The sequence below is a fragment of the Streptomyces sp. JK94 genome, from assembly GCF_053613315.1.
The window spans coordinates 118,492-145,108 of record NZ_JBSICH010000017.1 but is presented as its reverse complement, the minus strand read 5'-3'; the positions used below and the strand labels follow the sequence as shown (position 1 = coordinate 145,108).

The 26,617-nt window shown below is 73.0% G+C and carries 23 protein-coding genes and 2 pseudogenes; 10 read left to right on the top strand and 15 right to left on the bottom strand.

Annotation, left to right across the window (positions count from 1 at the left end):
• From paaC to paaE, 3 genes are read left to right on the top strand one after another with little or no spacing between them, the layout of a single operon-like run.
• Entirely contained in the window at nucleotides 1-828 is an 828-nt protein-coding gene (gene paaC, locus ACVV2G_RS17585; RefSeq protein ID WP_453843645.1) for a 1,2-phenylacetyl-CoA epoxidase subunit PaaC, read from the top strand.
• On the top strand, nucleotides 822-1,328 hold the full coding sequence (gene paaD, locus ACVV2G_RS17580; RefSeq protein ID WP_453843644.1) for a 1,2-phenylacetyl-CoA epoxidase subunit PaaD: 507 nt from the start codon (nucleotides 822-824) through the stop codon (nucleotides 1,326-1,328). The genes paaC and paaD overlap by 7 nt, the downstream gene beginning before the upstream one ends.
• A complete protein-coding gene (gene paaE / locus ACVV2G_RS17575; RefSeq protein ID WP_453843643.1) occupies nucleotides 1,328-2,434 on the top strand; it encodes a 1,2-phenylacetyl-CoA epoxidase subunit PaaE in 1,107 nt (368 codons plus the stop codon). Before paaD ends, paaE begins: the two co-directional genes overlap by 1 nt.
• On the opposite strand, the pseudogene ACVV2G_RS17570 reads toward paaE, so the two are convergent.
• Nucleotides 2,422-3,347, bottom strand: a pseudogene (locus tag ACVV2G_RS17570) (aminoglycoside phosphotransferase family protein). The gene paaE and the pseudogene ACVV2G_RS17570 sit on opposite strands and share 13 nt — an antisense overlap.
• An 87-nt stretch (nucleotides 3,348-3,434) precedes the next feature.
• On the bottom strand, nucleotides 3,435-4,007 hold the full coding sequence (locus ACVV2G_RS17565) for a tellurite resistance TerB family protein (RefSeq protein ID WP_453843723.1): 573 nt from the start codon (nucleotides 4,005-4,007) through the stop codon (nucleotides 3,435-3,437).
• A 208-nt stretch (nucleotides 4,008-4,215) separates the two neighbouring features.
• On the opposite strand from ACVV2G_RS17565, the gene ACVV2G_RS17560 reads away from it, so the two are divergent.
• Nucleotides 4,216-4,686: a GtrA family protein gene (locus ACVV2G_RS17560; protein WP_453843642.1), complete on the top strand. Its 471-nt coding sequence runs from the start codon at nucleotides 4,216-4,218 to the stop codon at nucleotides 4,684-4,686.
• Between the two features lie 268 nt (nucleotides 4,687-4,954).
• Nucleotides 4,955-5,884: an SDR family oxidoreductase gene (locus ACVV2G_RS17555; protein WP_453843641.1), complete on the top strand. Its 930-nt coding sequence runs from the start codon at nucleotides 4,955-4,957 to the stop codon at nucleotides 5,882-5,884.
• A gap of 148 nt (nucleotides 5,885-6,032) precedes the next feature.
• Here ACVV2G_RS17555 and ACVV2G_RS17550 read toward each other — a convergent pair whose 3' ends face one another.
• From ACVV2G_RS17550 to ACVV2G_RS17515, 8 genes are all read right to left on the bottom strand, one after another.
• Nucleotides 6,033-6,473: a hypothetical protein gene (locus ACVV2G_RS17550; RefSeq protein ID WP_453843640.1), complete on the bottom strand. Its 441-nt coding sequence runs from the start codon at nucleotides 6,471-6,473 to the stop codon at nucleotides 6,033-6,035.
• 237 nt (nucleotides 6,474-6,710) lie between these two features.
• Nucleotides 6,711-7,649, bottom strand: coding sequence for a TauD/TfdA dioxygenase family protein (locus ACVV2G_RS17545; RefSeq protein WP_453843639.1), 939 nt, complete (start codon nucleotides 7,647-7,649; stop codon nucleotides 6,711-6,713).
• A gap of 281 nt (nucleotides 7,650-7,930) precedes the next feature.
• Nucleotides 7,931-8,773 (bottom strand): class II glutamine amidotransferase, encoded by an 843-nt coding sequence (locus ACVV2G_RS17540; RefSeq protein ID WP_453843638.1) that lies wholly within the window; start codon nucleotides 8,771-8,773, stop codon nucleotides 7,931-7,933.
• Nucleotides 8,774-8,822: 49 nt separating this feature from the next.
• Nucleotides 8,823-10,301, bottom strand: a complete 1,479-nt coding sequence (locus ACVV2G_RS17535; protein ID WP_453843637.1) for a glutamate-cysteine ligase family protein — start codon at nucleotides 10,299-10,301, stop codon at nucleotides 8,823-8,825.
• A 144-nt stretch (nucleotides 10,302-10,445) separates the two neighbouring features.
• Nucleotides 10,446-10,943 carry a peptidylprolyl isomerase gene (locus tag ACVV2G_RS17530; RefSeq protein WP_453843636.1) on the bottom strand — a complete coding sequence of 166 codons (498 nt, stop codon included), beginning with the start codon at nucleotides 10,941-10,943 and terminating at the stop codon, nucleotides 10,446-10,448.
• A gap of 49 nt (nucleotides 10,944-10,992) precedes the next feature.
• Entirely contained in the window at nucleotides 10,993-11,991 is a 999-nt protein-coding gene (gap, locus tag ACVV2G_RS17525) for a type I glyceraldehyde-3-phosphate dehydrogenase (protein WP_453843635.1), read from the bottom strand.
• Nucleotides 11,992-12,160: 169 nt separating this feature from the next.
• On the bottom strand, nucleotides 12,161-13,117 hold the full coding sequence (locus ACVV2G_RS17520; RefSeq protein ID WP_453843634.1) for a GlxA family transcriptional regulator: 957 nt from the start codon (nucleotides 13,115-13,117) through the stop codon (nucleotides 12,161-12,163).
• Nucleotides 13,118-13,144: 27 nt separating this feature from the next.
• Nucleotides 13,145-14,029 carry an SGNH/GDSL hydrolase family protein gene (locus tag ACVV2G_RS17515; RefSeq protein WP_453843633.1) on the bottom strand — a complete coding sequence of 295 codons (885 nt, stop codon included), beginning with the start codon at nucleotides 14,027-14,029 and terminating at the stop codon, nucleotides 13,145-13,147.
• A gap of 279 nt (nucleotides 14,030-14,308) precedes the next feature.
• Here ACVV2G_RS17515 and htpG point away from each other — a divergent pair, with 279 nt between their 5' ends.
• Nucleotides 14,309-16,210 (top strand): molecular chaperone HtpG, encoded by a 1,902-nt coding sequence (gene htpG / locus ACVV2G_RS17510; protein WP_453843632.1) that lies wholly within the window; start codon nucleotides 14,309-14,311, stop codon nucleotides 16,208-16,210.
• Nucleotides 16,211-16,537: 327 nt separating this feature from the next.
• Here htpG and ACVV2G_RS17505 read toward each other — a convergent pair whose 3' ends face one another.
• The 4 genes from ACVV2G_RS17505 to ACVV2G_RS17490 all read right to left on the bottom strand — a co-directional run bounded on the left by ACVV2G_RS17505 (nucleotide 16,538) and on the right by ACVV2G_RS17490 (nucleotide 19,441).
• Nucleotides 16,538-17,095, bottom strand: coding sequence for a TetR/AcrR family transcriptional regulator (locus tag ACVV2G_RS17505; RefSeq protein WP_453843631.1), 558 nt, complete (start codon nucleotides 17,093-17,095; stop codon nucleotides 16,538-16,540).
• Between the two features lie 10 nt (nucleotides 17,096-17,105).
• The gene (locus ACVV2G_RS17500; protein WP_453843630.1) at nucleotides 17,106-17,687 is read right to left on the bottom strand and encodes a sugar O-acetyltransferase; all 582 of its coding nucleotides are present in this window, start codon (nucleotides 17,685-17,687) and stop codon (nucleotides 17,106-17,108) included.
• Nucleotides 17,688-17,771: 84 nt separating this feature from the next.
• Nucleotides 17,772-19,025 carry an MFS transporter gene (locus ACVV2G_RS17495; RefSeq protein WP_453843629.1) on the bottom strand — a complete coding sequence of 418 codons (1,254 nt, stop codon included), beginning with the start codon at nucleotides 19,023-19,025 and terminating at the stop codon, nucleotides 17,772-17,774.
• Between the two features lie 227 nt (nucleotides 19,026-19,252).
• On the bottom strand, nucleotides 19,253-19,441 hold the full coding sequence (locus ACVV2G_RS17490; protein WP_453843730.1) for a hypothetical protein: 189 nt from the start codon (nucleotides 19,439-19,441) through the stop codon (nucleotides 19,253-19,255).
• Nucleotides 19,442-19,550: 109 nt separating this feature from the next.
• On the opposite strand from ACVV2G_RS17490, the gene ACVV2G_RS17485 reads away from it, so the two are divergent.
• Entirely contained in the window at nucleotides 19,551-20,759 is a 1,209-nt protein-coding gene (locus ACVV2G_RS17485) for a Cmx/CmrA family chloramphenicol efflux MFS transporter (RefSeq protein WP_453843722.1), read from the top strand.
• Nucleotides 20,760-20,937: 178 nt separating this feature from the next.
• On the opposite strand, the gene ACVV2G_RS17480 is transcribed toward ACVV2G_RS17485, so the two are convergent.
• A complete protein-coding gene (locus ACVV2G_RS17480; protein WP_453843628.1) occupies nucleotides 20,938-22,005 on the bottom strand; it encodes a helix-turn-helix transcriptional regulator in 1,068 nt (355 codons plus the stop codon).
• A gap of 135 nt (nucleotides 22,006-22,140) precedes the next feature.
• On the opposite strand from ACVV2G_RS17480, the gene ACVV2G_RS17475 reads away from it, so the two are divergent.
• The 3 genes and pseudogenes from ACVV2G_RS17475 to ACVV2G_RS17465 all read left to right on the top strand — a co-directional run bounded on the left by ACVV2G_RS17475 (nucleotide 22,141) and on the right by ACVV2G_RS17465 (nucleotide 26,525).
• A complete protein-coding gene (locus ACVV2G_RS17475) occupies nucleotides 22,141-22,566 on the top strand; it encodes a VOC family protein (protein WP_453843627.1) in 426 nt (141 codons plus the stop codon).
• Nucleotides 22,567-22,796: 230 nt separating this feature from the next.
• Nucleotides 22,797-23,905: pseudogene (locus tag ACVV2G_RS17470) on the top strand (winged helix DNA-binding domain-containing protein).
• Between the two features lie 400 nt (nucleotides 23,906-24,305).
• Complete coding sequence (locus ACVV2G_RS17465; protein WP_453843626.1) at nucleotides 24,306-26,525, top strand: MMPL family transporter; 2,220 nt, start codon at nucleotides 24,306-24,308, stop codon at nucleotides 26,523-26,525.
• Nucleotides 26,526-26,617: the final 92 nt, after the last annotated feature.

The window sequence follows — 26,617 nt, the reverse complement described above, 5'->3', positions numbered from 1 at the left end:
ATGAGTGACGACCACGTCTACCTGTCCCTGGCCGAGGGACACGAGGACGACACCCGCTGGGCCTACGGCACCGGCTTCGAGGACCCGCTGCACGGCGTCGACACCACCGTGCCCGGGGGCGTCGACGCCGGTGAACTGGCCGCGGACTGCGTGGCGCTCGCCGACGACGCCCTGATCTCGGCACAACGGCTCGCCGAGTGGGTCACGCGGGCGCCGGAGCTGGAGGAGGAGGTGGCGCTGGCCAACATCGGCCTCGACCTCCTCGGCCAGGCCCGCCTGCTCTACGCGCGCGCCGGCCAGGTCGACGGCACCGGCCGGGACGAGGACGCGTACGCCTACTTCCGGGACGCCGAGGAGTTCCGCAACGTGACCCTGGCCGAACTGCCCGGCGGCGACTTCGCGTTCACCGTCGTGCGCCTGCTGGTGCTCTCCAGCTGGCGCCTCGCCCACTTCCAGCGGCTGGCGGCCCACCCCGACCCGGTCCTCGCGGCGGTCGCGGCCAAGGGGGTCAAGGAGCTGGCGTACCACCGGCAGTACGCGGCCGAGTGGGCCGTGCGCCTGGGCGACGGCACGGACGAGTCGCACCGCAGGACGCGCGGGGCGCTGGAGCGGATCGCCCCCTACCTCGGCGAGCTGCACACCGCGTACGACGTACGGGACGAGGTCGCCGAGGTGCTGCGCCAGGTCACCGAGGCGGCCGGCCTGCCCCTGCCGGTGTACCGGCCGCTGCCCGGCTCCGGCCGCACCGGTGAGCACACCGAACACCTCGCGCCGCTGCTCGCCGAGTTGCAGGGCGTCGCCCGCGCCCACCCGGGGGCGGCGTGGTGACCGGCCCGGTGGACGCCCGCCGGGCCCGGCGCGTCGCCGAGCAGGTGCCCGACCCCGAGCTGCCCATGCTGACCCTCGCCGACCTCGGCGTGCTGCGCGGCGTCGAGGTGACGGGCGACGGCACGGTGGTGGCGAGCCTGACCCCCACCTACTCGGGATGCCCGGCCATGGCCGAGATGCGGGCGGACGTCGCCGCGCGGCTGCGGAGCGCGGGGTACGCGCACGTCGAGATCCGCACCGTCCTCGACCCGCCCTGGACCAGCGACTGGATCACCGAGTCCGGCCGCCGCAAGCTCGCCGAGCACGGCATCGCCCCTCCCGGCGCCGCACCCCGGGGGCCGGTGACCCTGACCCTGTCAGCCACCCGGCCCGCGGTGCCCTGCCCCCGGTGCGGCTCGGCGGACACCGAGGAGACCTCCCGCTTCGCCGCCACGTCGTGCAAGGCGCTGTGGCGCTGCCGGACCTGCCGCGAGCCGTTCGAGTACGTCAAGGAGATCTGATGGCACCGATCGCCCCCGTCTCGGCGCCGCCGGCGCGCGCCCGCCGCCGCCCTGTCTTCCACCGCCTCCGGGTCGCCGCCGTCGAGCGGCTGTGCGCGGACGCGGCGGCCGTGAGTTTCGTGGTGCCGGACGAGCTGGCCGAGGAGTTCGCCTTCTCACCCGGCCAGTCGCTCACCCTGCGGCGCGAGGTCGACGGCCGGGACGAGCGCCGCTCGTACTCGATCTGCGCGCCGGCCGGCTCCCGCCCGCGCATCGGGGTCCGCGTGGTGCCGGGCGGCCTGTTCTCGTCGTGGCTGGTGAGTGAGGTGCGCCCGGGAGACACCGTCGAGGTGATGACTCCCACCGGCTTCTTCACGCCCGATCTGACCAGCCCGGGGCACCACGTGCTGATCGCGGCCGGCTCGGGCGTCACCCCCATGGTGTCCATCGCCGAGTCGGTGCTGGCCGCCGACGACCGCTCGTCCGTCACCCTGTTCTACGGCAACCGCCGCACCGACACGGTGATGTTCGCCGACGAACTGGCCGACCTCAAGGACCTCCACCCGGCCCGCTTCCAGCTGGCCCACGTGCTCTCCCGCGAACCCCGCGAGGCCGAGGTGCTTTCCGGCCGCCTGGACGCCGGGCGGCTCGCGGCGCTCGTCGGCGCCCTGGTGGACGTGGAGCGGGCGGACCACTGGTGGCTGTGCGGCCCGCAGGGCATGGTGGCCGACGCCCAGCAGGTCCTGACCGGCCTCGGCGTCCCGGCGGACCGCGTCCACCGGGAGCTGTTCTACGCCGAGGACGAGCCCGTGCGGGAGGTGCGCCACGAGGAGGCCGGCCCGCGGGGGCCCGTCAGCGAGGTCGTCATCACCCTGGACGGCCGTTCGACGACCTCCTCCCTCTCCCGGGAGCGGACCATCCTCGACGGCGCCCAACGGACCCGGCCGGACCTGCCCTTCGCCTGCAAGGGCGGGGTCTGCGGCACCTGCCGAGCACGGGTGACGGACGGCAGCGCGGACATGCGCCGCAACTTCGCTCTGGAAGCCGCCGAGGTCGATGCCGGCTACGTCCTGACCTGCCAGTCGTACCCGGTCTCCGAGAAGCTGACGGTGGACTACGACAGCTGAGACGACGGTCCTCGGGTGCCGGATTCCTCCGTCGAGAGCGCCCGGATCACGTGGCGGGCGTTCGCGGCCATCGCGGGAGGGGTCTCGCGGTAGCACGGCGGCGCGACGAGCGCCGGGGACAGGGTCCGCCCCCGGCCGCGCCTCCAGGTCGCGTCGTCCGTGCCGAGCGCCTCGCGGAAGACCTGCCGCGCGTCGGCGGATTCCACGCGGGGAAGAGGTCGCAGGCCGGGGCGCCCACGCCCGCGCACCCGAAGTCGATGACCCCGGACAGCCTGCCCTCGCGCACCAGGAGGTTGCCCGGCATCAGGTCGGCGTGCAGCCAGACCGGCGGCCCGGTCCACTCGGGCGCCCCCAGTGCGTCCTCCCACACGGCGGCCAGGGCGTCGCAGTCGACACCCTCCTCGGGCAGGCCGCGCAGCTCCTCGATCGCGGCCCGGGTCGGCGCGTCGAGCGTGGCGAGCGGGCCGCCGCGATGGGCACCGGGCGCGTCCGGCAGGGAGACCGCCCGCATCGCCGCCACGAAGCCGGCCAGATCCCCGGCCAGCCGGGCGGGCTCGGCCAGGGCGCCCGCCTCGGGGACCTCCCCGGGCAGCCACCGGTAGACCGACCACGGCCACGGATACCCCTCGGCGGGCTCGCCGGCCTCCAGTACCTCGGGCACGGCGGTCGGCAGCAGGGGCGACAGGCGAGGCAGCCACTCCCGCTCCGCCGGCACGCTCCGCGCGCCGCCCTCGGCCAGCGGCAGCCGTACGACCGTGTCCTCGCCCAGCCGTTACGTCGCGTTGACCGTGCCGCCGGACGGGAAGCGCACGACCGGCAGCCCCGCCCACCGCGGGAACTGCCCGGCGACCAGGCGCCGTACGAGCCGGCCGTCGACGGGGAAGGCGTCCGGGTGCGTCCGGCCCGAGGTCATGAGTTTCATCCGATCTCCCGGCACCGACGGTCGTCAAACGCTGTCCCGGTCACCCGCCGGCACGCGGGCGCCGACGGGGGCGAGGGCTCAGATGCCGAACTCCGAGGGCGACACGCCGAGGGCGGTGCACGCCTCGCGGATCACGTACTGCTCGGACGGCTCGAAGACCCCGTCGGCCCCGGCGATGACCATGCCGGTCTGGACGACCGCCCGGGCCTCCGCCGGCTTCTTGGCGGCTTTGGCGATGACCTGCAGGGCCTCGCTCCTGCCCAGCTCGAAGTTGGCGAGGAGCTTGTCCACGTGCTGGTTGAACCGCTGGCGGAGCTGTTCCGCCGGGAAGTTCTGCAGCACCTCGTTGGAGACGATCAGCTCCTCCACGCGCTGCCGCTCCGCCGGCTCCACCTGTCCGTCGGCCGCGGCGACCAGCGCGCACATGGCCATGCTGGCGTCCCGGTAGGCGCCGCTCTTCAGCTCGGTCTTGACCGACGCGAGCTGGGACTTGAACAGCCCCATCAGCTGGGCCTTGGAGCCGCCGGAGGACGAGCCCGGCCGGCCCCCCTGGTGCCCCTGCGGTGTCTGCCCGGGTCCGCTCGCTCCTCGAGTGCCCTGGGACTGCTGGAAGGTCTTGGCCTGGTCCTTGATCTTGTCCCACATCGCCACTCGTGCCACCTCGGCTTCTGTTGCTGCTGCGTGTCCGTCTTGGTCCTCGGCCGCTCGTGCACGCGGCCACCAGCTTGAACGCGTCCGGGAGCCATGGGGTTCCCGGAAGGCAAAGACAGGGCAAAGTGTCTCACGGCGGCGGCGTAGTAGGCTGCGACACCGGAAATTGACGGACGGTCGGTCGACCGGCCAGGTGGGGGAGTGGCCCGTGGGGCGGCTGAAGGCGACGTCGGCCGCCGAGCCCTGCGCGCCGCCCCGAACTCCCCCGCGGCGCACCGTGTGGTCCCGGGAGGTGTGCTGGTTCGTCGCGATCGGCGTCGTGTCGACCGTCGGACAGGCCCTGCTCTACTGGGCGCTGCGCCTGTGGTGGCCGCCGGCCGCCGCCAACGGGGTCTCCCTGCTGGTGCTGACCGTGCTGAACACCGAGGCGAACCGGCGTCTGACGTTCCGGCACGCCGCCGCGGGGCCGGTCCGTGCCCATCTGGGAGCCGGTGGGCTCTTCCTGCTCGGATACCTGGTCACGTCCGGTGCGGTGCTGTGGTTCAAGCACGCGGAGCCCGGTGCCTCGCCCGCCGCCGAGACCGCGGTCCTCGCCGGCACGTCGGTCGCCGTCACCGTCGTGCGCTTCGTCGTCCTGCGGCTGGCCGTGTTCCGCGGTCCCGACCGTCGGCGAAGCTGAGCCGCACGCCGCACGCCGCACGCCGCACGCCGCACGTCAGATGTCGAAGCGGCGACGGGACCACGCCCGCGCCCCCGGCCGCTCCTCGCCGGGCGTGGCGGCGCCGGACGCGCCCCGCGGGTGCCCGATCGGCGTCGGGGCCACCGCGGTCCTCGGCCGAACGGCAGCGAAGAAAGGCCGTTTGAGTGGCTGAGCCCTGGACACGCGAGGGCTGGCGCCGTCCGAGCGACGGCGCCGGAACGTGCAAGCGAGCGTGTGGAGGCCAGCAATGGTGGAAAGGAACGGAACGGGTGAAGGCCCGCTCGACCGCCCGGCGATGCCCCAGGAGGAGGCGGAGATTTCTCCGCCCTACCGGTTCCAGCGCCAGCAGCGCCCCGGTCTGGAGGAGCGGATGGAGGTGCGTCCGCGCTACCTCGCCCCCCACTACCGGGGCTCCGGAAAGCTCGCCGGGAAGGTCGCGCTGATCACCGGGGGCGACTCCGGGATCGGCCGGTCGGTCGCCGTGCTCTACGCCCGCGAGGGGGCCGACGTCGCCGTCGTCCACCTGCCCGAGGAGCAGCGGGACGCCGACGAGACCCGGGAGGCGGTCGAGAAGGAGGGCCGTACGTGCCTGCTGCTGCCGGGCGACCTGTGCGATCCGGCGTTCTGCGCGGACGTCGTGCGCCGCACGGTGGAGGAACTGGGCGGCCTGAACGTCCTGGTGAGCAACGCCGCTTACCTGAACAGCCAGAACAGCCTGGCCGACCTGAACGCCGAGGACTTCGACCGGGTCTTCAAGACGAACGTGTACGCCTACTTTCATCTCGTGATGGCGGCGCTGCCGCATCTCTCCCACGGTGACGCCGTCATCGCCACCGCGTCCGAGGAAGCCCTCAAGGGCAGCGAGATGATGATGGACTACGCCGCCTCGAAGGCCGCCCTGGTCGTCTTCACCAAGTCCATCGCCTCCCACCTGGCCGAGCGCGGCATCCGAGCCAACGTGGTCTCCCCGGGGCCCACCTGGACGGTGCTCAACCTGGCGGGGCAGCGGTTCCCCGACGACTACCTGACCAACCTGGGCAGTTCGTCTCCCATGGGGCGGGTCGCCCAGCCGGAGGAGGTGGCTCCCGCGTACGTGTACCTGGCGTCCGACGCGGACTCCAGCTTCACGGTCGGGGAGGTCGTCGCCGTGACGGGCGGCCTGACGGACACGCGTTGACGCGACCCCGCCCGGCCGTCCGTCAGCCGCGTGCCGCCCGGCCGGCCAGATCCCGCGGGTACGGGCCGCGCCGCGCGTCGGCGGGTGTGGACCCACGGTGGGGCACGTCTGTGGTGCGGTACGTGCGGTGAGTCGCCTCCTTCAGGCGCTACTGCGGCATCGGGCGGGTCCGGCGCTGTTGCGGGGCCGCGGCGTGCCGGGGGCAGGTCCCGTCGTGCTCCGCGCCCAGAGAGGTCCACCACCGCTCGCAGCAGCCGTCGGGGAGGGGGACGCGGGCGGCGGCGGGACGGGTGCACTCCGGACCGTGCACGCCCCCGTCGGAGTGCTGCCAGAAAGCACAGCACGGCTGGAGGACGGCACCGAGCGGCTGCCGCACGCGGGGGCGTGCCAGCCGCTCGGCCCGCCGCGCCCGTGCGATCCGGCGCCGGTGCTCGGTCCTGGCGCGGGCGGCGCACCAGGCGAACACGGCGGCGGCGTACAGGCCGGGCAGGGCGAGCCAGGGATGGTGGGTGGCCGCGTACCCGGCGGCGAGGAGAAGCAGCGCGGCGGCGGCACCGCACGCACGGGCGGTGCGCAGGCTCGGGATCACAGGAACTCCCGCTGGTCGGCGACGGAGAGGGCCTCGGGACCTCCGTATGCCCGCCGTTCGCCGACCTACGTGCGCGGGCCGCCGCCACCCCCGGGAGTCCGTCGCGTCAGGACGGCCCCCGGCCTCCTTTCCGGCCCCCGCGCAGCTGCGCCCGGCCGGGGTCGAGGGGCGGGACCCGGCCCAGCGACGGAGGAGGCGGACCGCCGCCTCCGGCACCGTGCGCGCGACGCCGGGGGATCAGAAGGGGCGGTCGCCCTCGATGGCCACGCGCTCGGCGACGCGGCGGTCGGAGCCGTAGTCGCCCACGGCGTAGTGCTGCGTGGCGCGGTTGTCCCAGAAGGCGACGTCGCCGGGCTGCCAGCGGAAGCGCACCTGGTACTCGGGGACGTGCGCCTGCTGGAACAGGAAGCGCAGCAGGCGGTCGCTCTCGTCCCGGTCCATGCCCGTGATGCGGGTGGTGAAGGAGGTGTTGACGAACAGCATGCGCCGGCCCGTCTCGGGATGGGTGCGTACGACGGGGTGCTCCACGGGCGGGAGCGCCTCCTGGTGGGGGACCAGCCGCTCGGGACCGTAGAACCTGGCGAAGCCGGGGATGAAGTCGTGCACGGCGCGGGCCCCGTCGATGCGGTCCTTCACCTCCTGGGGGAGGTTGTCGTAGGCGGCCGCCATGTCCGCCCACATGGTGTCCCCGCCGAACGGCGGCACCTCGCGCAGCTGGAGGACGGCGCCGAGCGCGGGCCGCTCGCGGAAGGTGACGTCGGAGTGCCAGACGTTCTCGTAGGTCGGGGTGGCCGTGTCGCCCTTGTCGAAACGGACCACGTCCTCGCTGGGACCGGTGGCGAGCAGGGGGTTGGTCTCCAGCTCGCCCCAGTGACCCGCGAAGGCCCGCTGCTGGTCGGACGTGAGGTGCTGGCCGCGGAAGAAGAGCACCTTCCACTCCAGCAGGGCCCGGTTCAACTCCTCGCGCAGGGCGGCACCGAGCGGGCGCGTGAGATCGACGCCCCGGATCTCGGCACCGATCGTGCGGGCCTGCGGAACGGCGTCGAAGAGGTCGTAGGGCCGCTCCTGCCACCCGTCGGGCAGCCGGCGCAGCGTGCGCCGGCCTTCGTACATACCGTCTCCCGGGACGTGTGCTTCGCGCAGGCCGGCGATCGGGCCGGCAGCTGTGACGGTCATGCGGGGTCCTCCCCATGTGTGGTGGTCTGGGCGGAGCCCGGCCACGGCGGGACGACGTCACCGCCCGACGGCCGGGGCAAACGAAAATGCTCCGGGCTGCTCGCCGGAGGGAGGACCGATACGCCCGGAACGCGGTACGCGTCGGGCCCTCGGTTCGTGGACGGCCGTTATCGGCCGGAGCGCTCACAACCGGTTCGCTCGGGCACGCGGGGACACTCCGCCGTGGTGCCGAACCGGTATGTGGTCATGACATTGATTGTGTGATCTCCCCCCCGCCGGTGTCAACGGGGGCGGACGGCCCGCGGAGCGAAGGGGAGCATGGCGTCACCCTCCGGCTGCACGACGCCGTAGCTGCTCTCCGGCACCTTGTTCCAGACGCCCGGCAGATCGCCCAGGGGCTCCGACACGATCAGGCGGGTCTCGTCGGACGCCTCCCGGAGGAAGGGCAGGTCGGGGTGGAGCGCCCGCAGGCTCTCCACGGCCGAGCTGTAGTAGAGCGACCGGGAGTCCTGCTGGCTGGAGTAGCGGAAGGCCCACAGCCGTAGTCCGTCGGTCACGGCGACCGTCATCTGCAGCGGGTACTCCACGTGGTGCTCGTGCCCGATCTCCTCCACCAGCCCGGCCATCCGCGCCACGGCGGCCGGCGGATCGTCCTCCAGGCCGAGGGTGAGCGCCAGGTAGAACATCATCTCGGAGTCCGTCGAGCCCTCGATGTGCGGGAAGAGCCGCGGGTCGACGGCCAGGGCGAGGTCCCGGCGCAGCAGGTGGAACTCGGCGATCGCGCCGTTGTGCATCCACATCCAGCGGCCGTGGCGGAAGGGGTGGCAGTTGGTCTGCTGCACCGGGCTCCCGGTGGAGGCCCGGATGTGCGCGAAGAACAGCGATGACCGGACGTGTCCGGCGATCTCCCGCAGGTTGCGGTTGCTCCACGCCGGGCCGATCTCCCGGACGATCGCGGGCGTGGTCATCTCCGGGCCGAACCAGCCGACGCCGAACCCGTCCCCGTTGGTCGTCTCGACACCCATCCGGGCATGCAGACTCTGGTCGATCAGGGAGTGCTCGGGCTTGTAGAGGATGGTCTCGAGCAGCACCGGTGTTCCCGAGTAGGCAAGCCATCGGCACATCGTCTGACGCCTCCCTGGGCCCCGGCACCCGGGTGCGGGGCGTCGCGTGTCAGTCGACCGGCCAGGTGTGGACCGGGGCGTTGAGATGCATGTAGTCCATGTACTGCCGGGTCATCCGCCGCAGCGCCTCGTGGCGCCCCGGGTGGGCGGTGGCGTCGATGTGGTGGAACATCTCCTTCTGCCAGACCGCGCCGTTGCGGCCGGTGACGCACCGCTGCTCGATGATGCCGAGCAGCGGCTCCCGCCAGGCCGCGTCCATGCCGGACAGCTCCAGTCCCCGGTGCGCCAGCGGCAGCAGCCGCCGCAGGACGAGTTCGGGCACGGTCACCTCGCCCATGCCGGGCCAGTACAGCCGTGCCTCGATGCCGTGCCGGGCGGCGGTGTGCAGGTTGTCCTCGGCGACCGAGAAGGACATCCGCGACCACACGGGCCGTTCCTCCTCCACCAGCGCCCGGGTGAGCCCGTAGTAGAAGGCGCCGTTGGCGAGGGTGTCGGCGACGGTCGGGCCGGCGGGCAGCACGCGGTTCTCCACCCGGACGTGCGGCATGTCGTCCGCCACGGCGTAGACGGGCCGGTTCCACCGGTAGATGGTGCCGTTGTGCAGGGTGAGTTCGCCCAGGTCGGGAATGTCGCCGCGGTCCAGCGTCTCCACGGGGTCCTGTTCGTCGCACAGGGGCAGGAGCGCCGGGAAGTAGCGCAGGTTCTCCTCGAAGAGGTCGAAGACGCTGTTGATCCACCGCTCCCCGAACCACACCCTGGGCCGCACGCCCTGGGCCTTGATCTCCTGCGGCCGTGTGTCGGTCGCCTGCTCGAACAGCGGGATGCGGCTCTCGTGCCAGAGCTCCTTGCCGAGCAGGAAGGGCGAGTTGGCGGCGAGGGCGACCTGGACGCCGGCGATGGCCTGGGCCGCGTTCCAGTAGTCGGCGAACTCCTCGGGGGACACCTGGAGGTGGAACTGCGTGCTGGTGCAGGCGGCCTCCGGCATGATCGTGTCCGCGTAGGTCCGCAGGCGGTCGACGCCGTCCACCTCGATGTGCAGGTCCTCGCCCCGCGCCGCGAACACCTGGTCGTTGAGCAGCCGGTAGCGCGGGTTCTCCGACAGCGCGGCCTCGCCCACGTCGGACTGCCGCAGCGTCGGCAGGGTGCCCACCATGATCAGATGCGCACCGACCGACGTGGCGCCCTTCTCCGCGTGGTTCAGGGCGGCGCGGATCTCCGTCTCCCACGCGTCGGGCCCCCCGGCCGTCAGCCGCCGCGGCGGAATGTTGATCTCCAGGTTGAACCGGCCCAGCTCGGTGGACCAGGCGGGGTCCGCGATCGCCTCCAGGGCGTCGCTGTTGCGCATCGCGGGTTCGCCCTCGTCGTCGACCAGGTTCAGCTCGATCTCCAGCCCCACCTGGGGCCGCTCGGTCTCGAACCGCGACTCGCGGAGCATCTGCGCGAAGGCGTCGAGGCACTCCTGCATCTTGATCCGGTACCGGCGGCGGTCCTCGCGGGTGAAGACCAGCGCCGGGACGTCCCGTCCCATGGGCCCTCCCGGGGTTGCCTTCCTCGGACGCCTCTCCACCCCAGAGTCGCACCACCTGGCGTCCCCCACCAGACGGGACGGGAAGGGGGCCCACCGCACGGTGTGCGGTGGGCCCCCTTCGGACCGGTCCCGATACGGCCGGTCTCAGAGCTTGCCGGACTCCCGGACCGTGATCTTCGCGGAGGTGCGGCCGGACGGGGAGGAGCCGTAGCCCTCGATCCGGTCGACCACCTCCGTGCCCTCGACGACCTTGCCGAAGACGACGTGCTTGCCGTCCAGCCACGGGGTGGCGACGGTGGTGACGAAGAACTGCGAGCCGTTGGTGTTCGGCCCGGCGTTCGCCATCGAGAGGAGGTACGGACCGGTGTGCTTCAGCTGGAAGTTCTCGTCGGCGAACTTCTCGCCGTAGATGCTCTTGCCGCCGGTGCCGTCGCCGCGGGTGAAGTCACCGCCCTGGAGCATGAACTGCGGGATCACGCGGTGGAACGAGGACCCCGCGTAGCCGAAGCCGTGCTCGCCGGTGGCCAGCTCGATGAAGTTCCTGGCGGTCTTGGGGGTGACGTCCTCGAAGAGTTCGAAGACGATGCGGCCCGCATCCTGGCCGTCGATGTCGATGTCGAAGTAAATCTTGGAATTGCTCATCGCACCATTGTGACGTGCCGGCCCCGGTGATGCCGAACCGGCTGCCCCTTCAGCGTGTGGCGAGCAGCCCGAGGGTGTCGATCACGCGGTGGGAGAAGCCCCACTCGTTGTCGTACCAGGCGACCACCTTGACGTGACGCCCGTCGACGCGGGTCAGGGCCGAGTCGAAGATCGACGAGGCCGGGTTGCCCGTGATGTCCGAGGAGACCAGCGGATCGTCCGAGTACTCCAGAACGCCGGCGAGCGGTCCCTCGGCGGCGGTGCGGTAGGCCGCCAGCACGTCGTCGCGCGTCACGTCGCGGGCGACGGTCGTGTTCAGCTCGACGATCGAGCCCACCGGCACCGGGACGCGGATCGAGTCGCCCGACAGCTTGCCGTCGAGGTTCGGCAGCACGAGGCCGATCGCCTTGGCGGCACCCGTCGTGGTCGGCACGATGTTGACCCCGGCGGCGCGGGCACGGCGGGCGTCGCGGTGCGGGCCGTCCTGGAGGTTCTGCTCCTGCGTGTAGGCGTGCACCGTCGTCATGAAGCCGTGCTCGATGCCGGCCAGCTCGTCGAGCACCGCGGCCAGGGGCGCGAGCGCGTTGGTGGTGCAGGACGCGTTGGAGACGACGGTGTGCGCGGCCGGGTCGTACGCGTCGGTGTTGACGCCGTAGGCCAGGGTGACGTCGGCACCGTCCGAGGGCGCGCTGACCAGGACCTTCTTCGCACCCGCGGTGAGGTGGGCGCCGGCGGCGGCGGCCGAGGTGAAGCGCCCGGTCGCCTCCAGCACGATGTCGACGCCCAGCTCGGCCCACGGCAGCCGCGCCGGCTCCCGCTCGGCGAGCACCTTGATGCGGCGCCCGTCGACGACGAGGGTGTCCCCGTCGACGGTCACCGGGCGGCCCAGCCGGCCGGCGGTGGAGTCGAAGGCGAGCAGGCGTGCGAGGGCGGCGGGCTCGGTGAGGTCGTTGACGGCGACGACCTCGAGCTTGTCGTCGCGCTCGAGCAGCGCGCGCAGCACGTTGCGCCCGATGCGTCCGAAGCCGTTGATGCCGATGCGGGTCATGAGGGGGTGTCCTTCCGGTTCGCCGTGCGGTGCCACCAGGTTCGCGTACGGCGGGCGTCCGCGGCAGCGGCGTGAGTGCCATGGTTCGCAAGGATCACGCCAGGCGGCGCGGACGCGGGCCCGTGCGGCAGCGGACAGCCGCGGTGGGGCCGTTCCCCGCTTCGTCCCGCTACTCCCCCTGGGTGAAGGTGCGCCGGTACTCGCCCGGTGTGGTGCCGAGGATGCGCTGGAAGTGCGCCCGCAGGTTGGCGCCGCTGCCGAGACCGACGTCGGCGGCGATCTGCTCGACGCTGTGCTCCGAGCGTTCGAGCAGCTCACGGGCCATGTCGATGCGGGCGCGCATGACCCACTGCATCGGTGTGTACCCCGTGTCCTCGACGAACCGCCGCGAGAACGTGCGCGCCGACACCGCCGCGTGCCGGGCCAGGGCCTCCAGGGTGAGCGGTTCGCCCAGCCGGCGCAGCGCCCACTCGCGGGTGGCGGCGAACCGCTCGCCCAGCGGCTCGGGCACACTGCGCGGCACGTACTGCGCCTGGCCGCCGCTGCGGTAGGGAGCCGCCACCAGGCGCCGGGCCGCGTGGTTCGACGCGGCCACCCCGAGGTCGCCGCGCAGGATGTGCAGGCACAGATCGATGCCGGAGGCGGCGCCCGCGGACGTGAGCACACTGCCCTCGTCCACGAACAGCACGTTCTCGTCGACCCGCACGCGAGGATGCTTCGCCGCGAGCGCCCGTGTGTAGTGCCAGTGCGTCGTGGCCCGCCGCCCGTCGAGCAGGCCCGTGGCGGCGAGCGCGAACGCGCCGGTGGAGATCGCGGCGAGTCGCGCCCCCCGGCCGTGGGCCGCCGTCAGCGCGTCGAGGACGGGCCGCGGCGGGTCGTCGAGGTCGGGGGAGCGGTAGCCCGGCAGGAAGACCACGTCGGCCCACGACAGCGCGTCCATACCGTGGGCGACGTGGTACGACAGGCCGTCACCGCCGGTCACCAGGCCGGGTGCCGCGCCGCACACCCGCACCTCGTACGGCATGCTGGCGCGCGTCGTGAACACCTGCGCCGGAATGCCGACATCGAGCGGCTTGGCGCCCTCCAGCACGAGAACGGCGACGCGGCGCAGGCGGGAGGACGGCACGGGGACAGCGTACGCGGGGGGTACGGCTCAGCTCAGGCCGAGGACGCGCATGGTCTGCTCGGCCATGCGCCGCTCCCCGAGGGCGTTGGGGTGGACGGGGACGAGGCTGTGGCCGAAGAGCAGCGGTTCGATCCACCGGGTGCCGGAGGGTTTGCAGGCGTCGTGGCCCTCGGACACCCGGGAGAAGTCCACGTAGGTGGCACCGGTCTCCTCGGCGGCGCGCTGGACGGCGGCGTTGAGGCGTGCCTGGATGCCCCGCAGGTAGGGGACGTCGCCCGCGGCGAGGGGCAGCTTGGCGAAGCAGGACGGGTCGGCGGTGGCGGGGGTGATCCACGGGTAGCCCAGGGCCGCCACGCGGGCGCCCGGCGCCTTGGCGCGGACGGTGAGCAGCGCGGCCTTGAGCGCGGGGTAGGTGTGGGTCTCGATCCGGTCCTCGAAGGACGTCCCGTGTCTGTCTTTGCAGGGGCTGCCCTTGCCCCCGCTGAGGACGCCCGCGGTGCCGCAGGCCGTGATGGCGTTGATGAACGTGTTCTCGTCGTTGCCGCCGATGGTGAGGGTGACCAGGTCCGTGCCGGCGGTGAGCGCGTTCACCTGGGGGGCGACCCCCGGGTACTGGGCCTGCGTGAAGTGGACGGTCTGGGCGGCGCCGCAGGTCACGTCCTTGAGGCGGGCACCGGTGGTGGCGGCGATGACGTGGGGGTAGTTCGCCGTGGAGCGCAGGCAGAGCAGGTTGGTGGGATCGACGGGCAGGACGCCCGAGCCGGCGCTGTAGCTGTCGCCGAGGGCGACGTAGTCCAGGGGCGCGGTGGGGGCGGGGGTGGCGTGCGCGGTGGCGTCGGTGAGACCGAGGGCCAGGGTGCCGACCGCGGCGATTGTCGCGGTCATGACACGACGAAGAGCGTGCTTCGACATGTGCTCTCTCTTCCCGGGAGGAGTGCGGCCGCAAGTTACTGATCGGTTTTACTTTTAAGTAATGTGCAGTGCGGCCGAGGCGAAGTCAACGCCGTCGACCGAACTTCCTGCAGCGGGCCACGTGCCGCACGAAGTCGTCCCCGCGGGCGGCCTCCTGGGCGAGGCGATCGGAGGCGGCCGAACGGAGGGCGGCCGACCGGCGCCGACGGGCGCCCGGGCTGTTCTAAAGTGATTGCCGTCAGTGCAGACGACCGCGGACCTGTGAGGTACTCACCAGCCATGCCGACCGAAACGTTTGAGTTCCAGGTAGAGGCGCGTCAGCTCCTTCAGCTGATGATTCACTCCGTCTACTCGAACAAGGATGTCTTCCTGCGCGAGCTCGTCTCCAACGCCTCCGATGCGTTGGACAAGCTGCGCCTCGCGGCCCTGCGGGACGACGTGCCCGACGTCGACGTGACCGACCTGCACATCGAACTCGACGTCGACAAGGAGGCCCGCACCCTCACCGTGCGGGACAACGGCATCGGGATGTCGTACGACGAGGTCACGCACCTCATCGGCACCATCGCCAACTCGGGCACGGCCAAGTTCCTCCAGGAGCTGCGCGAGGCCGAGGACGCCGCCGGGGCCGACGGGCTCATCGGGCAGTTCGGCGTCGGTTTCTACTCGGGCTTCATGGTGGCGGACGAGGTCACCCTGGTGACCCGGCGCGCCGGCGAGGCCAAGGGCACCCGCTGGACGTCGCGCGGCGAGGGCACGTACACGCTGGACACGGTCGACGAGGCGCCGCAGGGTACCTCGGTCACCCTCCACCTCAAGCCCGCGGACTCCGAGAACCAGCTGCACGACTACACCTCCACCTGGAAGATCAAGGAGATCGTCAAGCGCTACTCGGACTTCATCACCTGGCCGATCCGCCTGCTGCCGGAGCCGGCTGAGGACGGTGCCGAGGCCCGCGAGGCCGAGACGCTCAACTCGATGAAGGCGCTGTGGGCGCGCCCGCGCGACGAGGTGTCCGACGACGAGTACCACGAGCTGTACAAGCACATCTCCCACGACTGGCGCGAGCCGCTGGAGACGATCCGGCTCCAGGCGGAGGGCACCTTCGAGTACCAGGCCCTGCTGTTCGTGCCCTCGCACGCCCCGCACGACCTGTTCACCCAGGGGTACCAGCGCGGCGTACAGCTCTACGTCAAGCGCGTGTTCATCATGGACGACTGCGAGGAGCTGCTGCCGTCCTACCTCCGCTTCGTCAAGGGGGTCGTCGACGCCCAGGACCTCTCGCTCAACGTCTCCCGCGAGATCCTCCAGCAGGACCGCCACATCCGTATGATCCAGCGCCGCCTGACGAAGAAGGTGCTGGCCACGGTCAAGGACCTGAGGTCGTCCGCGCCGGACCGGTACAGCACGTTCTGGCGGGAGTTCGGGGCCGTGCTGAAGGAAGGCCTGGTGACCGACTCCGAGAACCGGGACGCCATCCTCGCCGCCTGTTCGTTCGCGACCACGCACGACGCCGACGAGCCGACCACGCTGCAGGGTTACGTGGAGCGGATGAAGGACGGCCAGAAGGACATCTACTTCATGACGGGCGAGTCCCGGCAGGCCATCGAGGACTCCCCGCACATGGAGGCGTTCCGGGCCAAGGGTGTCGAGGTCCTGCTGCTCACCGACGCCGTGGACGAGGTCTGGGTCGACGCGGTGGGGGAGTACGAGGGCAAGCCGCTGCGCTCGGTGGCCAAGGGCGAGGTCGACCTCGGTGGTGCCGAGGACGAGAAGAGCGACGCCGAGAAGGACAAGCAGGGTGAGGAGTACGCCGGGCTGCTCGGCTGGATGACGGAGCACCTGGGCGAGGACGTCAAGGAGGTCCGCCTCTCCTCCCGTCTCACCGTCTCACCTGCCTGCGTCGTCTCGGACGCGAACGAACTCACCCCCGCGCTGGAGAACATGTACCGGGCGATGGGCCAGGAGGTCCCCCACGCCAAGCGGATCCTCGAACTCAACCCGGAGCACCAGCTGGTGAAGTCCCTGAACCGGGCCTACACGCAGCAGCAGGACCGGACGGACCTCACCGAGACCGCGGATCTCCTCCACGCCCTCGCGGTACTCGCCGAGGGGGGCCGGCCCAAGGAGCCCGCCCGGTTCGTGAAGCTGGTGGCGGACCGTCTGGAGCGCACGCTCTGACTCCACCGGCCGGCGCCCGGTGTCCGGCCCACGTCCGGCCGGTGTCCGGCCCACGTCCGGCCGGTGTCGGGCCGGCTTCCGGGACGACCGGCCGTTGCCGGACGCCCCGGAAGCCCACCGCCTCGGCCCGGCCCGAGGCGGTGCCTGCGTCCCGGGCGGCGCCCCGGGACGTCACGAGCGCCTTCGGCCTGTCGGGTGCGCTACGGGTGGACGCGTTCGGCGGCCACCCCCTGTTCGGCCTGGGCGGTCCCGGGGCCGGGCGGTGGCGTCCGACCGAACAGGGGGCACCCGTACGGCCCAGCGGTCAGGTCAGCGCCGTACGGGCGGCTAAGGGGTGCGTCGGCCCGTGGTGGTGACGCGGGCGATGGCCTCCAGGGTGAGGGCCCGCCCGTGGGGCTCCCGGGCCAGGGCGCGGTGCAGTGTCAGGCCCTCGATGAGGGCGTCGAGCTGACGGGCCGTGTCCGGGTCGAAGTGCTTCTCCAGGTGGACCCGGCTGCGGCGCATCCACTCGTGGGTCAGCTCCCGGTAGACCGGCTGCCGCGCCGCCAGCGTGTACAGCTCCTGGGTGAGCACCAGGTCGCGCCTGCTCCCCTCGGACAGGAGGTGCACGAGGTCGGCCACCGCCTCCCGGGCCTGCTCGCGGTCGGCCGCGGCGCCGAGGTGGGCGTCGAACACCGCGACGATGTGGTCGGTGAAGCGGCCGAACGCCTCCCGCAGCAGCTGGTCGATGCCGCTGAAGTGGTAGGTCATCGACCCCAACGGCACCCTGGCGCGCGTGGCGATCTTCCGGTGGGAGATGCGTGCGATGCCCTCCTCGGCGATCAGGTCGAGGGTGGCGTCGATGATCCGCTCGCGCCGCTGCGGGTCCGTGCGTCCGGTTGCCATGGGAGCAGGCTCACACGTTCCGCACCGGCCGGGCCGGATTGCCGACGGCGACGACACCCGCGGGCACGTCCCTCGTGACGACCGCTCCGGCACCGATGACGGAGTCGTCGCCGATGGTCACGCCGGGCAGGACGATGGCGCCCCCGCCCAGCCAGACGTTGTCGCCGATGGCGATGGGCCGGGCGGCCTCCAGTTTGTCCCGGCGCGGCCCGGCCTCGGTGGGGTGTGTGGGGGTGAGCAGTTGGACGCCCGGCCCGATCTGGCAGTCCTCGCCGATCGTGATCGCCGCGACGTCCAGCGCGGTCAGGTTGCAGTTGACGAAGGTGCGCGCGCCGATCGTGATGTTGCTGCCGTAGTCGACGTACAGCGGTGGCCGCACGTGCGCCTCGGCGCCCAGGGAGCCGAGCAGTTCCGCGAGGATCGGCCGCGCGGCTGCCGCGTCCTCGACGTAGGCCGCATGGTAGCGGGCGGCCAGGCGTACGGCCTGCTGCTGCCTGCGGGCGATCTCCGGGTCGTCGGCGACGTAGAGGTCGCCCGCCAGCATGCGCTCGAGGTGGGTGCGGGGGTCCTGCGCGAAGTGCTCCGTCGGCATGCCCGCGATCCTACCGCTGGAGCGTACGAACGTACACTCACCATCGGTGTGCCGTCCGGGGGCCGGCCCGACCGGTGGTGCGGCTCAGCGTCGGCGGGACCGCAGCACACCGGCGGACAGGAGCACGAGCAGTCCGGCGAGCGGCACCACGAGCAGCCCGGCCCGCAGGCTCGTCGCATCGGCGACCAGCCCCACGACCGGCGGGGAGAGCAGGAACCCCAGCCGCATGAGCCACGAGACGACGGTCAGTCCCGAACCGGGTTTCAGGCCGGGCAGTTCGTCGGCCTCGTGCATCGCCGCCGGTACCAGGGTCGCCACCCCGAACCCCGCGGCGGCGAACCCGAGGACCGTGCCGGGGACCGTGGGTACGGCCAGTGCCAGCCCCATGCCGCAGGCGGCCACCAGCGCGCCGGAGCGGGCCACCGTGCGCTGGCCGAACCGGTCCACGAGCCGGTCCCCGATGAGGCGGCCGACGAACTGTGCTCCGACCAGGGCGACATAGCCGGAGGCGGCCAGTGCCGCCGAGGCGTGCAACGAGCCGGAGAGGTAGAGCGTGGCCCAGGTGCTGCCCGCGTCCTCGACGAGCGTGCCGGCCGTGGCGATGAGGACGAGCGCGGCGAGTGCGCGGCCCGTACGCGCACCCGGTGCCGTGCCCCGCGCCGGCCCGGACGCCCGGCTCCCGGCCCCGGCCTCCGCGACGGCGGCCGTCTCGGTGGCGGGTGCCTCGCCGCCGGCTCTCCCGGTCGGCCCGGTGTCCGGGCCGGGCAGGCGGAAGCGCAGGGCGACGCACGCGGCGGCCGCGAACACCACGGCCGAGAAGAGCAGGTGCTGCCCCCGCGAGACGCCGAGGGCGATCGCGGCGGCGGCCATGGAGCCACCGGTGACCGCGCCGACGGACCAGATGGCGTGGAAGGAGTTGATGATGGAGCGGCCGTAGCGGCGCTGCACCCGCAGGCCGTGGGCGTTCTGCGCGACGTCCGTGACGGCGTCCGCCGCTCCGGCCAGCAGCAGCGCACCCGCGAAGAGCACCACCGAGTCCGCCAGGCCGGCGGCGAGGATGCCCACCCCGGTGAGCAGTGTGCCGCCGACGGCGGCGTGCGCCGAGCCGAACCGGCGCACGACCACTCCGGCCGCGAGCCCGGCGGTGATGGCTCCCGCCGGGAACGCGGCCACAGCCAGCCCGTAGGCGGTGTTGCCGATGCCGAGGTCCGCCTTGATCTGCGGATATCTCGGCAGGAGGTTGGCGAACAGGGCCCCGTTGGTGAAGAACAGCACGGCGACGGCCGTACGCGCCCGCCGTTCGGCCAGGGCGGGCCGGCGCAGTACGTCAACAGTCATGCGCGGGAGCCTACCGCCCAGAGCGTACGAACGTACACTCCGGCGGGTGTGGTGCTCGGGCAGGGTGGGCCCTCGGCGGGCGGGCGGAGAACGGCACCCGACACCCCGTCGAGAGCCCTGCCGGGCGTCCGGGCGGCCGGCGCACGCGCGTCGCGGGGCCGGGCGTCCGGCGGCCGGGGCGAGCACCTGGACGGGAGGCGGACGGCCCGGGGCCGTCCGTGGGCGGCTCAGCCGAGGAAGTCGGCGACCAGGGCGGCGAACTCGTCCGGGGTCGCCAGACGGATGCCGAGCTGTTCGGCCTTGGCACGCTTGGAGCCGGCGCCCTCACCCGCGACGACGAGCGTCGTCTTCCCGGAGACGCAGAAGTCGTCATGGCGGGCGTCCTGCCGCCCACCACTGACAACGGGCCCGGTCACGGGCCTGCCGCCGCATCGTGAGACGGTCCCGCACGCGGGAATGGCGGAAAGAAACGCCTCGTTGACATCTGTCATGCCCGGAACTTCCTCGCGGCCCCCAGCGGCCCGCATGCCGCTCGCCGTCTACATCCTCGGCCTCTCCGTCTTCGCGCTCGGTACCAGCGAGTTCATGCTCTCCGGACTGCTGCCGCCCATCGCCGACGATTTGGACGTGTCCATTCCGCAAGCCGGGCTGCTGATATCCGCGTTCGCGATCGGCATGGTGGTCGGCGCGCCCCTGCTCGCGGTCGCGACGCTGCGGCTGCCGCGGAAGACCACGCTGGTCGCGCTGATCTCGGTGTTCGGCGTCGGCCAGGTCGCGGGCGCGCTGGCGACGACGTACGAGGTCCTGTTCGTCTCGCGCGTGGTGAGTGCCCTGGCGTGTGCCGGTTTCTGGGCGGTGGGCGCCGCCGTCGCCATCGCGATGGTGCCGAAGACCGCACGGGCCCGCGCGATGGCGGTGATGATCGGCGGGCTGTCGATCGCCAACGTCCTCGGCGTGCCGGCGGGCGCCTTCCTGGGCGAGCACCTCGGATGGCGGTCCGCGTTCTGGGCCGTGGGCGCGGCGTCGGCCGTCGCGCTCGTCGGTGTGGCGACCCTGATCCCGCGCATCCCGCTGCCCGAGCGGCGGCCCCGGCTCAAGGGCGAGCTGGCGATCTACCGCGACCGGCAGGTCTGGCTGTCCATCGTGGTGACCGCGCTCGCGGCCGGTGGCGTGTTCTGCGCCTTCTCCTACCTCGCGCCGCTGCTCACGGACGTGGCCGGGCTGGCGGACGGCTGGGTTCCGACCGTCCTGGCGCTGTTCGGCATCGGCGCGCTGATCGGCACGACGATCGGCGGCCGGGTCGCCGACGCCCACCTGTTCGGCGTGCTGCTCTCCGGCATCACCGCCTCCACCGTGCTGCTGGCCGCACTGGCGCTGTTCGCGTCGAGTCCCGCCGCCGTGATCGCCCTCTCGTTGCTGCTCGGCGTCTCCGCCTTCTACACGGCCCCGGCGCTCAACGCGCGCATGTTCAACGTGGCCGGCGCCGCGCCCACCCTCGCGGGCGCGACGACGACCGCGGCCTTCAACCTGGGCAACACGGGCGGTCCCTGGCTCGGCGGTACGGTGATCGACGCGGGCCTCGGCTACGCGGCCACCGCCTGGGCGGGCGCCGCGATGACCCTGGTCGCGATCGCGTTCGCCGCCGTCTCGCTGCGCCTGCACAGCCGGTCGCGCGTCGTCATGGCGAGTATGGCCGCCGGGCCCGCGACCGTGGAGCGCGGCCAGCGGGTGTGACCACCGCCGGAGGGCGCAGGCGCCGCCCGTGAGCACCGGCGGGACGGGACCGAAGCACACCGGCGCCGCGCGGCGACCGCGTGTCCGGCGAAGCCCGCCCGGGGGCACGGGCCGCTCCACGACCGGCTGACCGGTGCGTGGGGGCGGGGAAGCGTTTCGGCCACCCGGCCCTTCGCGTTCAGCCGCCGGGCGCCGGGTCCGTCGTATCCGTTCCCTTCGTCGCGTCCGTCGCGTCCGTCATGGGCGGCGCAGGTGTGGCGGGTGTGCTCCTCGCGGCGTCGGCGCAGCGCTGGGCGAGGCGGGCGAAGGCGTCTCCCAGCGCGGGCGGGCCGACGACTTCGATGTCGGTGTCGAAGACGACGAAGGCGGCGGCGAGGGAGGGCCACGACCAGGAACCGAGGGCGAGCCGGCAGCGGTCGGGGCCGAGTGCCTCGACGGTTCCGGCGGGGACGTGGGGCGACACGGCGGTCGCGGGCAGGTGGAGGACGGCCTCCCCCCGGCAGGGCCAGTCGGGGGACCGGTCGGAGCCACGGAACCTGCCGGTCACGAAGGCGGCCACCTCCCCGTCGGGCAGCTCCCGCGGCGTGAAGCGGGGCCCGGTGGGGGAACGCGGGGTGATCCGGTCGGCGCGGAAGACGAGCCAGTCGTCGCGTTCGAGGTCCCAGGCCACGAGGTACCAGCGGCCGCCCCGGGTGACGAGGTGGTGGGGCTCGACCCGGCGGGGCGGCGCGGGCGTCTCCTCGCCGGCGGCCGGGTACGGCGCGGCGTAGTCGAAGCGCAGGACCTCGCGGGCGTGGACGGCCGCGCCGAGCGCCATGACGACTCCGCCGTCGGCCCGGGGCCGCGGCGGTGACGCGGGCCCCTCGACGGCGGTGACGTGGAGGGCGTCGATCCGGTGGCGCAACCGGGCGGGCATGACCTGCCGGAGGGTGGTCAGCGCACGCGCCGCACCCTCCTCGACACCGGCGCCCGTCAAGGCGGCGGTCCGCAGCGCGACGGCGAGGGCGACGGCCTGGTCGTCGTCGAAGAGCAGCGGGGGGAGCCGGGCGCCGGCGTCGAGCCGGTACCCGCCGTCCGGGCCCTTGGCGGCCACGACGGGATAGCCGAGTCCTCGGAGCCGGTCGACGTCGCGGCGCAGGGTGCGCGGGCTGACGTCCAGCCGCTCGGCCAGCAGCGCTCCGGGCCACTCCCGCCGCGCCTGGAGCAGGGAGAGCAGCGACAGCAGTCGTGCTGAGGTCTTCTGCATGCCTCCCATGCTGCCGCAGGTAGAGGTCACAACCTGGCCGCTACCTCCGGCAACGTGGGAACCGCGGGGCCGGACGGCCCCGCGGCCGGCCGGCCCGTGGGCCGCCCGGCCGTATCCAGAGGCGAGGAGCCCATCGTGTCCGTCAAAGCCGTGACCCACCTGAACTTCCGCGGCGACGCCCGCGCGGCGCTCACCTTCTACCAGTCCGTCTTCGGCGGCGACGTGGCCGTGGTGACGTACGAGGGCGCCGGGAACGTCCAGGACCCCTCCGACGCCGGGCGGGTGATGTGGGGCCAGGTGTCCGCCGACAGCGGTCTGTGCGTGATGGCCTACGACGTGCCCGCGGGCCTGCCCTGGAACCAGGGGGAGAACGCGTTCTTCGTCTCGGTCCGCGGTGAGACGGCCGCGGAGATCACCGTGTACTGGGAGAAGCTCTCCGCGGACGCCACCGTCCTGCAGCCGTTGGCGGCCGCGACCTGGGCACCGCTCTACGGGATGCTGCGCGACCGGTTCGGTGTCACCTGGGTCCTGGACGTGGTGAGCGGGTACGACGCGTCCTGACCACCGAAGGCCGGGTGGCGGGTGTCCGTCACCCGGCCGGACGCCACCTGGCCGGACGTCACCTGGCCGAATGCCACCGTCCGGACGCCCCTGGCCGGACGGCGACGCCGGCCCGCCCACCGCCGGGAAGACAGGACGACAGGAAGAAGACAGGACGTGACAGTGAGCGACCGCTCCCACCCGTACCGGTCCCACCCCGCCCCGCGGACCGGCCGTGAGGTCCTGATCCCATGACCGTGCTCGACAACCGGGCGCTCAACCGCGCCACGCTCGCCCGGCAGTCGCTCCTCGCCCGTGCCGACGTCCCGGTCCTCGACGTCGTCGCGCACCTCGGCGGCCTGCAGGCGCAGGAACCGCAGGAACCGTTCGTCGGGCTCTGGTCGCGGCTGCGCGCCTTCGAACCGTCGGCGCTCTCGGAACTGCTGCTGAAGCAACGGCGCGTGGTGCGGACCCACCTCATGCGCCGGACCGTCCATCTCGTCACCGCCGACGACGTCCTGGTCTGGCGCTCCCGCCACGACGCCATGCTGCGCGGGCGGGTCCTCGAGACCTACCGCCGCGAACTGGAGGGAGTGGACCTCGACGAGCTCGCCGTGGCGGGCCGGGCCGTCATGTCGGACGGCGAGCCCCGCTCGATGGGCGAGCTGGCGCGGGCGGTCGCCGGGCGCTGACCGGAACCCGCACCGCGGGCACTGGGAGAGATGCTGGTCGCCGCCCTGATCCCGATGGCTCGGCTGCCACCGCGCGGGCTGTGGCGCACGAGGGCGGGCGTGCGCAACAGCCCGCTGTCCTCCTGGCTCGGCCGCGAGACCGACCCGCCGGCCCCGCCCGGCTCCGACCCGATCGGCCAGGCTCTGGTACGGCGCTGCCTCGCCGCCTTCGGCCCCGCCGCCTCTCGGCGGATCTGCGCGCCTGGTGCGGCCTCGCCGGACTGCCCGCTGCGGTCACCGCGGTACGCGGGGAACCGGTCGCCTTCCGCGACGAGCGGGGCCGGGAGCTGCTGGACCTCCCCGAAGCGCCGCGCCCGGACCCCGGCACCCCCGCCCCCGTCCGGTTCCTCCCGGCGTTCGACAACGTCGTCCTCGGCTACCACGACCGCGGCCGCACCATCGACGACGCCCACCGCGGGCTGTCGGTCGCCGGAGCCCGTGTGGTCCTGGTCGACGGGCGGGTCGCCGCGACCTGGCACGTCCAGGCCGGCACGGTGACCGTCACCCCGCTGCGCCGCCTCGGCCGGGCCGACCGCACGGACGTCGCCGACGAGGGACGGGCCCTGGCGTCCTTCCTCTCCGACCGGGACAGCGACCGCTTCCGGGTCCCGGGGGCTCCCGCCGGCTGACGGACGGCGCGCGTCACGGTGCCCCGCGACTCCGTCCGCCGTCGCGTCGGCGGCCACGCGCCAGGGGGGCCTCTCCCGAGCCGCGGTACAGGGCACGGGCGCGCGACCGCACTCACCGGCCGTGACGAGCCGCGAGGAGCCGCCCGGTCCGGCCCGGCCCGCTCGCGCGGCGGCCGGGGAAGCGGAGAGCGGGTGCGGAGTACATCCATCGGGGTGACCTACACCCGGGGGAGAGGACCACGGCGGTGCACTACACCCGACGCAGTACACCGGTCCAGCCCCAGGGGCGGATCACATGCCGGACGGCCCGGGTGACTATGGACGGGTACCCCGGTCAGAACCCCTGCGTCCCCATGTGCCGGGTCTTCGTCCTGCCCGTAACCCGACGGATTGGTCTCAGGTGGCTACGTTCCTTTATCGACTCGGCCGACGCGCGTTCCGGCGCCGCGGTCTCGTCGCCCTGTTGTGGGTGGCCATACTCGTGGGCGCCGGCGTCGCCGCGTCCACGGCGCCCGCCCCGCCCGAAGACTCCTTCTCCATGCCCGGCACCGAGTCCCAGAAGGCGTTCGACCTGCTTGAGGAGCGCTTCCCGGCCGCGAGCGCCGAGGGTGCCACGGCACGCGTCGTGATCCGTGCCCCCGAGGGCGAGAAGATATCCGACCCGGCCGGCAGGGCCAGGGTCGAGAACCTGGTCGCGGCTCTCGGTGACGGCCCGCAGGCCGCCTCGGTGGCCGACCCGTTCAAGGCCGACGCCGTCAGCCAGGACGGGACCACCGCGTACGCCTCGGTGACGTACGAGGTCAACGCCATGGAGCTGTCCGACCAGGCCCGTGACTCACTGGCCGCCGCCACCGACGACGCGCGCGGCGCCGGCTTCACCGTCGAGACCGGTGGCGACGCCGTCATGGCCGAGCAGGAGATGGGCGGCACCGCCGAGCTGATCGGCATCGGCGTCGCCGCGATCGTGCTCCTGCTGACCTTCGGCTCACTCGTCGCGGCCGGCATGCCGCTGCTGTCGGCGATCATCGGCGTCGGCATCGGCATCTCCGCCATCGGAGCGCTCGGCAGCACGCTTGAGCTCTCGGCCACCACCTCCACGCTCGCCATGATGATCGGCCTCGCGGTCGCCATCGACTACGCCCTCTTCATCGTCTCGCGCTACCGGGCCGAGATCGCCGAGGGCCGCACCTCCGAGGACGCCGCGGGACGCGCGGTCGGCACCGCCGGCTCCGCCGTCGTCTTCGCCGGACTCACCGTCATCGTGGCGCTGGCCGGCCTCGCGGTGGTCAACATCCCGATCCTGACCAAGATGGGCCTGGCCGCCGCCGGCACCGTCGGCATCGCCGTACTGATCGCGCTCACCCTCACCCCGGCCCTGCTCGGCTTCGCCGGCAAGAAGGCGCTCAGCCGCAAGGACCGCAAGGCGACCGCCGCACAGCGCGAGGTGTCCGCCAAGCCCAAGCTCGGCACCCGCTGGGCCCGCTTCGTGCTGCGGCGACCGGTGACCGTACTGCTCACCGCGGTGCTCGGCCTCGGCGCCGTCGCCGTACCGGCCGCGAGCATGGAGCTGGGCCTGCCCGACGAGGGCAGCTCCGCGCCGGACACCACGCAGCGCAAGGCCTACGACATGCTGTCCGAGTCCTTCGGCGCCGGCTTCAACGGCCCGCTGATGGTCACCGTCGACACGCGGGGCGCGGACGACGCGAAGGCCGCCGCCGACACCGTCGGCGAGGAGATCACCGGCCTGGGCGAGGCCGCGGCCGTCACCCCGGCGAACTTCAACGAAGCGGGCGACACCGCCCTCCTCACGGTCGTGCCCAAGACCGGGCCGAGCGAGGCGGCCACCGAGGCGCTGGTGAAGGACATCCGCGCGCTGTCCGGCGGCATCGAGGCCGAGACGGGTGCGACCATGCTGGTCACCGGCGCGACCGCGATGACCATCGACTTCTCGCAGACCCTGGACGACGCCCTCGTCCCGTACCTGGCCCTGGTCGTCGGGCTCGCCTTCCTCCTCCTGATGCTCGTGTTCCGCTCGGTCCTCGTCCCGCTCAAGGCGGCCCTGGGCTTCCTGCTCTCGGTCGCCGCGGCGCTCGGCGCGGTGGTCGCGGTGTTCCAGTGGGGCTGGCTCGCGGACCTCTTCGGCGTGGACCAGCCGGGCCCGATCATGTCGATGATGCCCATCTTCATGATCGGCGTGGTCTTCGGCCTGGCCATGGACTACGAGGTCTTCCTCGTGACCCGCATGCGCGAGGCCTACGTCCACGGAGCGTCCGCCCCCGAGTCCGTCGTCACGGGCTTCACCCACGGCGGCCGGGTCGTCGCGGCGGCCGCGATCATCATGATCAGCGTCTTCTCCGGCTTCATCATGGAGAACGACGACATGATCAAGATGATGGGCTTCGGCCTCGCGATCGCGGTCCTCTTCGACGCCTTCGTGGTCCGTATGGCCATCGTGCCCGCGGTGCTCGCCCTGCTCGGCACCAAGGCGTGGTGGCTGCCCAAGTGGCTGGACCGTCTGCTGCCGAACGTCGACGTCGAGGGCGAGAAGCTCCACAGGGAACTCGGCGACACCGCCCCGCCCGCAGAGCAGCCGCGCGAGCCCGAGACCGCCGGAGTCTGACACTCACGCGTCACGGCCCCGCCGAGCCCGGTCACCGGGCTCGGCGGGGCCCTTCGCACACCGGCACGGAGCCCGTCCCCACCTCGGGCGGA